The organism is Tessaracoccus sp. MC1756 (assembly GCF_014164735.1).
GTDB lineage: Bacteria > Actinomycetota > Actinomycetes > Propionibacteriales > Propionibacteriaceae > Arachnia.
This window is the reverse complement of record NZ_JACJFZ010000005.1, coordinates 183,800-196,385: the sequence shown is the minus strand read 5'-3', so window position 1 is coordinate 196,385 and position 12,586 is coordinate 183,800. Positions and strand designations below refer to the sequence as shown.

General features: G+C 65.8%; 9 protein-coding genes. 8 read left to right on the top strand and 1 reads right to left on the bottom strand.

Annotation, left to right across the window (positions count from 1 at the left end; all coding sequences use genetic code 11):
- The first annotated feature begins 3 nt into the window (after positions 1 to 3).
- The 8 genes from H5393_RS12430 to H5393_RS12395 all read left to right on the top strand — a co-directional run bounded on the left by H5393_RS12430 (position 4) and on the right by H5393_RS12395 (position 10,123).
- Positions 4 to 1,392 carry a hypothetical protein gene (locus H5393_RS12430; protein ID WP_182766922.1) on the top strand — a complete coding sequence of 463 codons (1,389 nt, stop codon included), beginning with the start codon at positions 4 to 6 and terminating at the stop codon, positions 1,390 to 1,392.
- Positions 1,373 to 2,878, top strand: a complete 1,506-nt coding sequence (locus H5393_RS12425; RefSeq protein WP_182766921.1) for an SCO6880 family protein — start codon at positions 1,373 to 1,375, stop codon at positions 2,876 to 2,878. Before H5393_RS12430 ends, H5393_RS12425 begins: the two co-directional genes overlap by 20 nt.
- Positions 2,879 to 2,881: 3 nt before the next feature.
- Complete coding sequence (locus tag H5393_RS12420; protein ID WP_182766920.1) at positions 2,882 to 4,363, top strand: ATP-binding protein; 1,482 nt, start codon at positions 2,882 to 2,884, stop codon at positions 4,361 to 4,363.
- Between the two features lie 3 nt (positions 4,364 to 4,366).
- Positions 4,367 to 5,854, top strand: coding sequence for a M23 family metallopeptidase (locus H5393_RS12415; protein WP_182766919.1), 1,488 nt, complete (start codon positions 4,367 to 4,369; stop codon positions 5,852 to 5,854).
- Positions 5,855 to 5,969: 115 nt separating this feature from the next.
- On the top strand, positions 5,970 to 6,299 hold the full coding sequence (locus H5393_RS12410) for a hypothetical protein (RefSeq protein WP_182766918.1): 330 nt from the start codon (positions 5,970 to 5,972) through the stop codon (positions 6,297 to 6,299).
- Positions 6,296 to 7,735: a type IV secretory system conjugative DNA transfer family protein gene (locus H5393_RS12405; RefSeq protein ID WP_182766917.1), complete on the top strand. Its 1,440-nt coding sequence runs from the start codon at positions 6,296 to 6,298 to the stop codon at positions 7,733 to 7,735. The genes H5393_RS12410 and H5393_RS12405 overlap by 4 nt, the downstream gene beginning before the upstream one ends.
- Positions 7,732 to 8,208, top strand: a complete 477-nt coding sequence (locus tag H5393_RS12400) for a hypothetical protein (RefSeq protein ID WP_182766916.1) — start codon at positions 7,732 to 7,734, stop codon at positions 8,206 to 8,208. The genes H5393_RS12405 and H5393_RS12400 overlap by 4 nt, the downstream gene beginning before the upstream one ends.
- Positions 8,209 to 8,743: 535 nt before the next feature.
- Positions 8,744 to 10,123 carry a hypothetical protein gene (locus H5393_RS12395; protein ID WP_182766915.1) on the top strand — a complete coding sequence of 460 codons (1,380 nt, stop codon included), beginning with the start codon at positions 8,744 to 8,746 and terminating at the stop codon, positions 10,121 to 10,123.
- A gap of 28 nt (positions 10,124 to 10,151) precedes the next feature.
- Here H5393_RS12395 and H5393_RS12390 read toward each other — a convergent pair whose 3' ends face one another.
- A complete protein-coding gene (locus H5393_RS12390) occupies positions 10,152 to 12,257 on the bottom strand; it encodes a hypothetical protein (protein ID WP_220488403.1) in 2,106 nt (701 codons plus the stop codon).
- Between the last annotated feature and the right edge of the window lie 329 nt (positions 12,258 to 12,586).

The window sequence follows — 12,586 nt, the reverse complement described above, 5'->3', positions numbered from 1 at the left end:
GCGGTGTGGGACGGCATCTCCGACATGTTCGCCGACCTCGCGTCAGCCGGCGGGAAGATCTTCGTCGACGCGTGGACCAGCATCTGCCTTGCCGTGTGGAACGCGGGCCTGTGGCTGATGCGGGTCATCCTCTCTCTGGGCGACTGGTTCCTGACCCCCAACCTCTCCCCAGAGAGCGGCTCCTCGCTGCTGTCGGTCTACGGCATCACGTTATGGCTCGCACTGGGTCTCGCGTTGGTGCTGCTGATCGTGCAGCTGATCTCCACCGTGGTGCGCCGCGATGCCGCCTCACTCGGCGCCACCCTGACCGGATCGGTGAAATTCCTGCTGGTGTGCAGCCTGTGGTACGTCTACGGCGCGGCGCTGGTCACCGCCGTGGCCGGTCTCAACACGGCGCTTCGCCGCACCCTGCTCGGCACCGAGGATATCTCCCAGTGGCAGCCCGACACGCTGAGCTTGAGTGAGTCGGTGGTGTCGGGGTCGACGGCGACGGTGTTGTTGTTGATGGGCCTGTTGCTGTGGCTGGGTGCGTTGGCACATCTGGTGGTGATGCTCGGCCGAGCGGTGTCACTGATCGTGATCTCCGCCACCGCCCCCCTCGCGGCGGCGGGGTTGATGTACAAGCCATTCGAGGCCTGGTTCTGGAAGGCGTTTCGCTGGTTCCACGCCGCAGCGTTCGCGCCGCTGCTGATGACGTTGATGCTCGGCACCGGGGTCCAGCTGGCCTCCGGCGTGGCGCTCGGCCTGGAGGACTCCGGGCAGGAAGCCATCGCCTTGGCCCTGCCGAGCGTGGTGATGATCGTGGTGGCCGCCCTGTCACCGGTGGGGCTGTTTCGGATGTTGGCGTTTGTAGACCCGGGCACCAGCAGTGGCGCTTCCTTCCGCGCCGGGCTGGCGGCGCCGCGCCGCGTTTCCGACGGGGCAAACAACGTCGCCGGCAACCTCAGCAACCCCGCTTCCCTGGGTTCGGAGACTGCCAGTCAGAGCCGCAGCGTTGGAGTGGCGCCGTCCAGTCTGGCGACGGCTACAGGATCGGTCGCAGTCGGGGGCACGACCACCGCTGCCGGTGCCGGTGGTGGCGGAACCGCTGCCGGTGTCGCTGGAGGAGCGGGCGCTGCTGGGCCGGTGGGGTTGGTGGCTGCCGGTGTTGTTCTTGGGGCGAAGAAGTTGGTGGACGGGTTCCAGAGGACCGGGGCGATGGCGGCCGGGGTCGTGGCCGACTCCAACTCGACGATGGGTGTGGGTGATCAGTCCTACCCGTACGACCCGTCCCATGACGTGCGGGTAACCCCCTCACGCCGACCTGATCGAACCACACGGGAACAGGGCCGGCGCGGGGTGCCGGTCCCGGTGAAGGAAGCGGAGGACCGCAATGGCGGCGAGAGTCTTTGACACGTACACCGTTCCCAAAGCCGGGGCGATCTGGGGACTGAGCATCCCGCAGCTGGTCGGTTTGTCGGTGGCCACGTTCCCGACCTGGATCACGATCAGCCAGCAACGCTGGCTGGCCAGCCTCGGCTGGGCAGCGGTGTGGCTACTGGTCCTGGCACTGACCGTGGTGCCCCTGGGCGGCCGCTCCGCGGTCGGCTGGCTCACCGCAGCCGGCGCCTTCGCCCCCGCAGGGCTGGCCGGCTGGCTCCAGTTCCGGTCCAAAGCCGCTACCGGGTCGCTCCGTGATCTGGATGCGGTCGACCTGCCCGGTGCGCTGGCGGGGGTGGAGGTCCTCGACGGCCCACCAGTGGGGTGGGATCAGCGGCGGGTGGCCATCATCAAGAACTCCGCGGCCCGGACGTGGGCCGTCACCGCGCGGGTCGACCACGACGGCATCGCCATGGCCACCGATGACACCTGCAACCGCTACGCCGCCGCACTGACCGAACTCATCGACGCCGCCGCCCGCGGCGAACTCGTCGACGAGATCCACCTCATGGTGCGCGCCACTCCGGACGACTGCACCGAACGCGAACTGTGGCTGCGCGCCAACCTCGACCCGGACGCCCCGGTCACGAGCGTGGCCACCCAGATTGAGCAGCTGCGCTGGTCTCAGGCCGGCATTCGCACCGAAACCTTCATGACCATCGTCATCCCCGAAGCGCGGCTGGGGCGAGAGGCCCGCCACATGGGCGGCTCGAGGCAGGGACGCCTCAACACCATCCTGTCCCTGGCCACCGAGATCGGGGCCATCCTCACCGGCCCGATCGGCGCACGCTCGGTGACCTGGCTCACCTCCCCCGAACTGGCCGAGACGGTCCGTCTGGGATTCGCCCCGGGCGACCGCGCAACACTCGTCACTGCCGCCGCTGAAGCGACGACCAATTCCGCGGTGGCGGGAGAGGTACCGTGGGCGTTGGCCGGTCCCAGCCAGGCCTACACCGCGGTGCGGCACTACTCCCACGATGCATGGCAGACCGTCACCTCGACAGTGAAGCTGCCCGAACGTGGTGCCACCATGGGCATCTGGGGCCACGTGCTGGCCCCCAGCGATCCGTTCGAGCGGCGCTGCGTCACCGTCGTGTTCCCGATCGAGAAGCAGACCGTCGCGGACCGGAAAGCCGCCCAGGCTGAGTTCGGGCAGAGCCTCGGCCAAGGACTGCGGGACCGGCTCGGGGTACGCACCGGCGCAAAAGACATGCACCGCAAACACAAACTCGACCACGCAGAGGCCCAACTGGCCATGGGTGCAGCGATGACACACCCCTACGCCGTCTGCTCGGCCACCGTGCCCAACACCGCCCCCATCGCCGAGTTCGGCCGCCGCCTCGACGCCGCGATCCGCCGCGGCTCCATGGCCCCCCAACGCCTCGACATGAGCCAGGACCTGGCCTTCGTGGCCGCCACCATCCCGCTGGGCATCAGCCTCACCAGAAACGGACGATGAACCATGGCCCGCAACATCGCCACCCTCCTGTCCGACTTCGGCCACCGCCTCCCCCAACGCGCCCCCACCCATCCTGAACGCGCAGCCCGGGAGTTCACCTCCGCACCGTCCTGGAGGGGGCGAGCTGATGCTGGGGCGGGGTGGGTGGCGTCGCGGCCACCGGTGAAGAGCTACCGGATGACCTCCGACCAGGTCGGGATCTGGTGGCCGTTCCTGACCGCGAGCCCGCTGCCCCCGACCGGGGCCGCGATGGGCACCGACATCGCCAACGGCACCACCTTCTACGTCGACCCGCACGGCTGGGTCCTCGACGACACAGTCCCGGTCACCAACCCCAACATCTTCATCTTCGGGAAACCCGGCCGCGGGAAATCAGCCTGGGTCAAAGCCTTCCTCAACCGCATGTTCGCCCTCGGCTACCAGGCACTGATCCTGGGCGACCCCAAGGACGAATACGAACCGATGTGCCGCCACTTCGGCGTCGAACCCTGGGCCATCGGCCCCGGCATGCCCGCCCGCCTCAACCCCCTCGACCCCGGACCCCTCGCCACCGGCTGGCACACCCTGAACGTCGACGAGCAGCGCCGCCGCACCGCCGTGATCTTCGGCCGCTGGGTCGTGCTGCTCCGCTCCCTGATCGGGTCACAGAGCCTCGGCCAAACCAAGGTCCCCGTCGGCCCCACCGAGGAACAGATCCTCACAACCGTCCTCCAGCACCTCAGCCACGCCACCACCGACGCCCGAGAACTGGCACCCATCGTCATCCCCCAGATCTGGCACGCCCTCCAATCCCCCGACCCAGATCTGATCGAGAAGTTGAGGTTCCCGAACCGGGAGGAGTTCCTGCACCAGACCCGGCTACTAAGGGACGCGGTCGGGCAGCTGATCTCCGGCGCCCTGGCCGGCATCTTCGACGCCCCCACCACCATCGACATCGACTGGAACGCCCCGATCCAATCCCTGTCGCTGTCGCGGCTGGAACCCCTCGGCGATGACGCGATCGGCATGGCGCTGATGTGTCTGAACTCGTGGGGCAGCGCCATGCGCCACCTCGGGGGCCGGCGCCGGATCAACGTGCGCGACGAGGTGTGGCGCCAACTGCGGCTCGGCACCGGCGCCGTAACCTCCTTCGACGCCGACCTACGACTGTCCCGCTCCCACGGCGACATCGAGATCGCCAACGCCCACAAACCCTCCGACTACCTCGGCGCCGGCCAGGCCGGATCCCAGGCACAACAAATCGCCCAAGACCTGCTCCACCTCGGCGACATCAAGGTCCTCTTCGGACAAGACGCCGAAGTCGCCGACGACCTGGAACACCTCCTCGACCTCGGGCCCGTAGCCCGTGACGCCGTCACCGGCTGGGCCATGGGCGGCAAAGGCAGAGCCCTGATCTGCGTCGGACCCCGCCTCCACAAAGTCCACCTCACCCTCCACCCCGACCTCGAACTGCCCCTGACCAACACCAACCAAGCCCTCACCTGACCCATGAAGACACTGATCGCCGCCCTGGCCGCCCTGCAGCTCGTGGCACCGCTGGGCATCATCCTGCTTTTCGCCGGCGGGCTCCTCGCCCCCCAAGCCCAAAGCTTCGACATCACCGCCCGCTGCCTCGACCCGACCGGTGACCCAGTGACCTCGGCGGTGGAGCTTGACGACGCCCAGGTGGACCGGGCGGCACTGATCTATCAGGTCAGCCTCGAGGAGGGCACCGGCCCGCACGGGGCCGTTGTGGGTATCGCGACCGCCATGCAAGAATCCAGTCTCGGTGCCGACCCCTCGGCGATGGCCGGACCCAACCAGGACGGTGACTTCGGCCTGTTTCAGCAGCGCTCCCTGGTCGGGTGGTACGCCGACGGCGCCACCCAGGCCGAAAACCTGCGCATCCTCGGCGACGACCGGTACCAGGCCCGAACCTTCTTCACCGGACACACCAACCGCGCCGGATGGCACATCCCCGGACTCGCCGACATCGACGACTGGGAAACCCTCACGATTGCCCAGGCGGCACAAGCGGTGCAGATCAGCGCCCACCCCGATGCCTACGCTAGATATGAACCCCCCGCCCGCGCGCTGGTGGCCCGCTTCGACAACCAGCAGCCCGGCGACATCCTGTGCGGCACCCTCGACCCCGACCTCGACTGCGCACCCACCGGCCTGAGAGCAGAGGCCGGGCAGACCCTCGACGCGCTGCGCGTGATGCGCTGCGTCCACGCACGCTGGCCCGATCTCACACTGCTCGGGATGCGGCCCGGCGACCCCCGCGACCACGGCACCGGACGCGCCGTCGACATCATGATCCCCAACTACCTCAGTCCGGGAGGGATAGAACTTGGGACTCAAATCGCCGACTGGGCCAAGACCAACGCCGCCCCGTTGGGCGTCACCTACGTGATCTGGCGCGAACACCTCTGGTCCACCGACCGCGCGGACCAAGGCTGGCGCCGCTGCGGCACCGCCGCCGCCTGCTACACCGGAGCAGACCCCAGCGCAGCCCACCTCGACCACGTCCACATTTCCGTCCACGGCAACACCACGACCAGTCCGGTCGTATTGCCGCTGGACAACTACCGACTCACCGCCCGCTACGGCCAAACCGGCCCCTACTGGACGAAACGTCACACCGGCCTCGACTTCGCCGCCCCCACCGGCACAGCGCTGAAAGCGATCACCGCCGGCACCATCACCAAGGTCAGCCGCGGCGGCCCCTACGGCCTCCACACCACACTCACCACCACAGACGGCACCGAACTGCTCTACGCCCACCAATCCAGCATCCTCGTCCACCCCGGACAGACCATCCAGGCCGGGGAAGTCATCGGCGCCGTCGGCGCCACCGGCAACGTCTCGGGTGACCACCTACACCTCGAAGTACGCCTCAACGGCACCCTGGTCGACCCACTGGAATGGCTCCGAAGCCTGGGCCTCGACCCCACCAGCGGCGACGCGGTAACGGATCCCGGATGGGGTTCTTGAGGTTATGACACAGTCGCAACACCAAGACAGCTACGTATGGACCTGGGAACCAGCCGTCGGCATGCTGGTCGGCTCCGCCCTCCTCGCGATCCTCTCTCTGCAAGCAGGCCGCAGCGTGGCACTGTTTGTGGCCGGGGCTGGGTGGCACTGGCCGCCCGGCTCGGACCTCGTCGCCGGCACCTGGTCCATCCTTCGCGGCGACACGCTCGCTGGCCTCGAGCCGGACGCCACGACCGACCCCGGGGCGCTGATGTGGATCATTGCCGCACTGATCTGCGGTGCCGTCATCGCTGCAACGGTGTGGGCGATGTGCCGGCACCTCGCCGCGACCAGACATCGCGGGATGGCTAGGGCCCCAGAAGCCGCCAAATTGCTCGGCACCGCACGGCTCCGATCCCACCGCGCCGTCATCCGCCCCGACCTGTACGCGAAGGGCCCGCGATGAAGTTCGAACCCAGCACCGTCGGGTGGCGGATCGGGCGCAGCCAAGTACCGCATGGCGTCGACCTGTGGCAGCCCTGGGACCGCACCGCCGGAGTCATCGGCCCCCAAGGCTCCGGCAAAACCCTCGACCTGCTCACCCCGGCCCTCCTGCAGGCACCCGGGGCGGCGCTGGTCACCCTCACCAAACCCGACGACCTCCTCCTGACTATCACAGCCCGCCAGGCCAAAGGCCCCGTCGCCGTGCTTGACCCCTTCGGTGCCGCCCCTGGCCTCCCCGAACTGATCTGGGACCCCATCGCCGGCTGCATCGAAGCAACCGTCGCCGAGAAGAGAGCCAAAGCCTTCTGCGCCGGCACCCTGAAGAACACCGGAGACGGCGACAACGCAGCACGCTTCTACGCCGCCGAAGCCGCCAAAGTGATCCAGTGCTACTTCCACGCAGCAGCCCTGGCTGGCCTCAGCCTCAACGACGTCCTGGCCTGGGCGGCCAACCCCCGTACCGCAACCCTGCCCGGCGAGATCCTGCGCACCCACCCCTACGCCGAACCCAACTGGTACGGACTCCTCGCTGGCGCCATTAGCAACGCAGATGAACGCACCTCCGGCAACACCAAATCCACGGTCGACCAAGCACTAGCTCTGTTCGCCACCCGCGACCGCCGCGAACGCTGTGTACCCAGCCCCGGCCGACCGGCGATCGACATCGCCGACCTCATCCGCAACAACGGCACCATCTACCTCCTCGGACGAGAAGACCCCTACGTCTCCGCCTCACCCCTGATGACCGCCGTCGCCGAACACGTCCTCGACACCGCTCTCCACCTCGCACACCAGGGAGGCTTTGGCCGGCTCTGCCCACCCATGCTCGCCTGCCTCGATGAGCTCCCCTCCACCGCGCCACTGCCCACCCTGGCCACCCGCATGGCCAACGAACGAGCCATGGGCATCTCCTTCATCTGGGCATCACAGACCTGGCGCCAGCTCGTCCGCGTCTTCGGCGAACAACAGGCTCGCTCGATCAAGGACCTCACCAACACCCTTGTCGTCTTCGGCGGGTCGAAAGACGCAAGCTTCAACAAAGAGATCAGCGACCTCCTCGGATCCAAGCGCGTCACCAGACGCAACCACCAACTGGGCGGACACCGGTCCTTCTCCACCCACGGCGAAGATGTCCCTGTCATCCGGCCAGAACAGCTGCGAGAACTCCCCAGCCGAAGCGCACTGGTCATCGCTGAGAACGGCAAACCCATCCTCGCCCGCCTCCGTCGAGCCATCGACGGCACAAGTGGCCGACGGCTCCTCAGCCAACAGCGCGACGCGCGGCTCAAGACCGTGGCCGCCCAACACCCTGCGGGCGTCAGACCGGCCGACAAGGAAGCCCTGGCGCTGCACCACTCCCGACAGTTGGGTCTCAGCAACGAGGCAGAGATCGTATGAACAACGCGCTGATGCCCTTTCCGCTACCGACGGAGGCCATGCAACTTGCCCTCGTCGACCTGGCCCTTCTCGGCAGGGGCGGCGAAGGCGCGGCGAACATCCTCGCCACAGGAGAAGTCCTCCCAAGAATCTGGGACCTCACGACCGTGAGCGACCCTGTCCTTCTCCGAGAGACGGGGGCTTGGCTCCAATCATGTGTCGTGTGGCTCAACAGTCAACATGCCTGGTTCAGCAGCGATCTGACCCCGCAATGCTGGGAACAACACCCCAGCCTTGTGCACCAGCTCGGCAGTTTGGCCGCCAGCAGATACCTTGCGGGCGAGTCGACCGACCCTGCAGCGATGGAGGAGTGGCACCGATACGCCCTGCCCAGCTACCTCGAACGCACCCGCGAGCAACGCCGCGGCTGCGAAGCCAAACACCAGCCATGGCCGGCCCGCGCCGCCTGCAGTCGGGCATCGACGGTGCACTGAAGCCTTGTAACGCTCCTAGCACTGTGAACGTGTTACGGCCGGGCGAGCACCGGAACGGGTCGGCCACGAACGGCGGCGCCCATCTGCAGGGTCGGAGTCTCTCAACCCAGCCGCGACCCCCCGAGCATGCCCTGTCATGCCGAGGTCAAAACGTCCGCAACTGCCGATGAGCGTGCATGTCGCGGTGCGGCCTTCTATGAGCGACGGAAGCTCTTGGTGTTCGATTTCCCCGGCATGTGTGAGGGGTGTTGGAGGCGTCTTTCGACGGCGTCTGCGAACCAGCCGATCGACGAATTCAGAGGGTCTGCTCGATTGAGTTCCTCAAACGACCAGGCGAGTTGACCTTTCACCTCGTCTGACCGGCGCCGGCGAGTGGCGCGAGCTAGTTACGTGCCGTTGGCCTTGAGGACGTCCATCCCACGAAGTATCCCTTCCTAAAGGTGCTGTCCGGACAGAAGAATCTCTCAATCACCCCGAGACTCGCCGCGCTCATAGGGCCTGCTACCGGGGGCTGTGAACCACTAAGGTGCGGCGTATGGCAACGGAGCTTGACAGGTGTTTTTTGGCGAGAGATGCATACGAGCATTGGGCGCGAAGGATCGGGGAGGCAGAGAACTCGATCGTCATATTTTCACCCTGCGTCGATTCGCTGTTGATTGGTCTGCTCGCCAACGCCACGCAAACGGACGTAGTGATCGTCACGTCCCTCAAGCCGGATGTGGTCGGATGGGGCTATCGTGATCATCTGCTGGGAGTTCAGAGTTTACTGAGTCAAGGACTCCATGTGCGGGCTTCGCCTCAGCATCTGAGCGCCACTGCGTTGCTTTGTGATTCCCGTCTAGTTTCAGTGGGGTCGCAACCGTTCACGGAGGAAGCACGAGGATTCGCTGCGGCCACGTTAGGTCCGGCCAATGACATACGCGGGTCAGATTTCGCTGAGGTTCTGCAGGACTGGCAAGGTTCCGCACGAACGGTTGAGTCAACGTTGGTGGCCGAGCTCCTGGACATGTTGGCGGACAGCATGGACGACGTGGCCGACGCTCGGCAGGGGTTGGTCTCCGGCTTTGACGCATTGATGGAAGAGAAAAGCGAGACGGATGAGAAGCTCTTGGGGGTGCATATCGTGGCCGAGCTCGATGAAGAGGGCGAGACAACCTACAGATTCGCCGTGGGCGCACCCCCGCCCCTGCTCGCGCCTGTCGCCGACGGCCTCGGGCGCGCGCTGGCGAGCCCTTACTTGGCGTCGAACAAACGAACGTTCGCACGGCTGAGGCAGGTGGGCTCTTCTTGGGATCCCTACCCGTCCCTCGTGCCTGACGTCGACGTGGACATGACGATATGGACACAGGCGGACGCAGACGGTGCCCCGACGACCGTCCGCCTTCACCGCTTGCTCATGTATCCCTTGATCCTGAACCCGAGCGGGCGAATGGCGTTCGCGAGAGTCGGTAGGAGACGCATCAGCTACGTGCGTCAAGCGGTCGACTGGTCAGACCCAGTGTTGATCGGAGACCGTTTGTACACGTTGAAGGCACGGTTTCCGAAACAACATTTCGAGCAAGAAAACATGCATCTGGTGGTACGGCCCACCGCCCGCCCCGCGGCCGGAGTAGAACTAGGTGTACGGTTCGACGGCACCAGTGGCACGCTTACGCGACTGATCTCTCTTCAAGACGGGGAGTCGGATATCGATCCGACGGGCCAGACCGCCTTGTTGCGAGAACTAACGGTGCACCTGTCCGATGCGTCGGTCCTTGAAGGGGTGCTTCGTTCGGCACTGAAACCGTTCAGGTATAAGACCTTAGGCCGAGACAACCACAACGCGGATGAGTTTTTCCCGGAAGGATGGTTGGAATTGGCGCTCTTCAAGTTTGGTGACCGTAGCGTCGTCACAGCGACGGACTTGCATCCCTGACAGGCAGCGCTCAACGCAGAGGTCGGGGTCACGGACGAAAGTCGTCGTGGAGTCTGACGCTGCCGAGTTCGACGGACCCGTCGGCACAGGACCAGTAGTGCAGCCGTCTGGCGCTCGGGGTCTTGCTTTGAAGGCTGACCCGCCAACAGATTTCGCCGTTGTCACGTGTGATGGGCGCGTCGTCACCGCCTTTGCCGCTGCGCAGTTGGTGCAGTTCTCGGGACTTGAGGTCGGTGTCACGGCCGGTGAGCACATGGACGATGACCTCGATGACTTTTTCCCGGGAGATCCCGGCGGCTGATCTGAGAGTGTCGAAGAAGTGTGGGCTGTAGGTCCAGCGACGAAGTGGGCGATCATTCTTTTCGGCTGGCAGGGTGGTGCGTGCCCAGGCGAGGTTGATCTCGAAGGTCATTTGATCGGCTTCATCCTCGAACAGGGCACTGTCGTCTGTGTGAGTCGAACCGTCGCGGGCACGGCGGCGCAACGCCTCTCTGAGCTGCTTGCGGGCGAGGTCGCGTTGTGATTCGAGTTGGGCGGTTCGGTTTTCGAGTTCTCGAACGCGGCTGATGTGCTGGCGGTTTTCGCGACGCAAGGCCTGCTCAGTCGCTGACCCGTCTGTCGATGCTTCGCTGTCTTCTTCGTCTCCTGCGGCACGCTCAAGCGGTGTGTCCACTAGCGGTTGCTCGTTCCGGGGCACGAGCCAGGCGGGACCGCCCGGCAGGAGGCTCGGCGCCGGAACTGCAGCTTGCGGTTCTCCTGCTTCCCGGATCGATAGCAGCCACTCTTCTACGCCTGGACCGCGCTCGACGATGAGAGCGGGAAGGACTTCACCCACGGTCATGAGTTCGAGGAGGTCGACCTGGGCGTCGGCGACATCGGCATTGTTGATGTCTGCGTTGACTCCCGGGAACAGCTCCACCCTGCAGGAGCTGGAGGCGACTGCCGCGACGCGCACGAGCACCGTGGCGTCGGGGTGGTAGCTGCGCAGCGCATCGACTCGCGATAGACGTGGGGTGCGGACATCGAGGCGACGACTGTCTGGATCGATCTGGCCGTCTAACCGCATGCCCTTCGCGAAGATGCGCTCGGCGGGCTCACCTGGGACGACCAGCTCAGGCCAAGCGACAGCGAATCCCCCATCATCGGTCCTGACCACGGCGCGGTCTGCCACGACACCTTCGACAGTACCTTCGACCGTTACGGGTGCGGTGATTCCGGGATCAACAGCAATGGAACCGGTGGTCGAGACGACTCGCATGGCATCGGCCACCAGGTGGCGTGTGATGTCATCTCGGTCTCCGCGCCCGTATGCGAAACGCAGTGGAGATAGGTATGGGTCGTTTTCCCATTCCGTGCCGAGTGGATAGACCCGGCCGGCGCCGCCGTAAACCTGGCACTTGTCCGGCACAGTCGCCGTGAAGGCCCAGCTGGCTGTGGGCGTCGCGATCTCGAACACTTCGGCAAGGCCAGAAAGGTCGTCTCGGAGGGTAGACACGTCTGCGTAGGAGAAGGGGATGCCAGCTGCCCTGGTCACGACCACAACGGGTACTTCGCGGTTCGGGTCACGCAAGTAGCTGCCGAGCGCCTCCGCCTGTCCGACGGTGGTCACTTCCACCGCGAGACGATTTGGTCCGCGAGCGGCGCCCATAGAGGTGCGCGGCGCCGTAAGGCCGCGGCTGTTCGCTGTGTTCGCCGTTGCCGCTACCCCGGCGGGGTCCGGGCGTTGTTCCAGCTTCTGCAGTTCGCGGGTCACGTTGGCCAGCAAGCGCTCCGGCAACGCTGCGATTTCCTGCGGTGTGCGAGCTAGGTGGAGGGGGACCGACCGCGGGTCCGCTTCCCATAAGGCACCGGGCGGGTAGACCCGGCACGCTCCGCGGAACACGCTTGCCTCTTCCGAAGCGAGTTGCCGGGCGAAACTGTGGGTGATGTTGTCACCGGCCATCACTACGACATCGACCCGCCCCATGCCGACTTTGACGATCTTGTCGGGCGCCACATGGGGGGCTTGTTGGCCGACCGGGGTGGTGAGGATGACTACCGGACGGACCCGGAACTCGGATCGCAGATAGGCAAGTAAGGGAGCTAGATCCAGTTCGTCTCGGAGCCGAACCGGTTCGGAAGTGGGGAACATCATTTCTGCGGGCCAGAAGGGCAGATGGCGTGATGATCTGACTCGAAATCGACGCACACAGCGGTGGTGTGGTTCGGAGCGGCCGTTGGTAACGGCGGACGTATTTGCTTCATGGGCCCTCGAGTACTGATGTAGAGGTGGCAGTCGTTCCCGGCAAGTCATCGGACGCTGTCTCGCCGGCCACCGTTCATAGGAATCTACATGGACGGTCTGACAGGAGAAGCGTCACGTTGAAACTCGTCCGGGGAGAGGACCACCGGGTGCACCGGGACTGCTGCATGAATAGGTGACATCCAATGTGTGGGGCCGTGAGGTCCTGCTGGAAGGATGTA

Bases quoted from the DNA above. Each gene is read 5' to 3' on its own strand.
- H5393_RS12415 (WP_182766919.1), top strand. From the start codon at position 4,367: ATGAAGACACTGATCGCCGCCCTGGCCGCCCTGCAGCTCGTGGCACCG.
- H5393_RS12420 (WP_182766920.1), top strand. From the start codon at position 2,882: ATGGCCCGCAACATCGCCACCCTCCTGTCCGACTTCGGCCACCGCCTC.
- H5393_RS12390 (WP_220488403.1), bottom strand. From the start codon at position 12,257: ATGATGTTCCCCACTTCCGAACCGGTTCGGCTCCGAGACGAACTGGAT.
- H5393_RS12395 (WP_182766915.1), top strand. From the start codon at position 8,744: ATGGCAACGGAGCTTGACAGGTGTTTTTTGGCGAGAGATGCATACGAG.
- H5393_RS12400 (WP_182766916.1), top strand. From the start codon at position 7,732: ATGAACAACGCGCTGATGCCCTTTCCGCTACCGACGGAGGCCATGCAA.
- H5393_RS12405 (WP_182766917.1), top strand. From the start codon at position 6,296: ATGAAGTTCGAACCCAGCACCGTCGGGTGGCGGATCGGGCGCAGCCAA.
- H5393_RS12425 (WP_182766921.1), top strand. From the start codon at position 1,373: ATGGCGGCGAGAGTCTTTGACACGTACACCGTTCCCAAAGCCGGGGCG.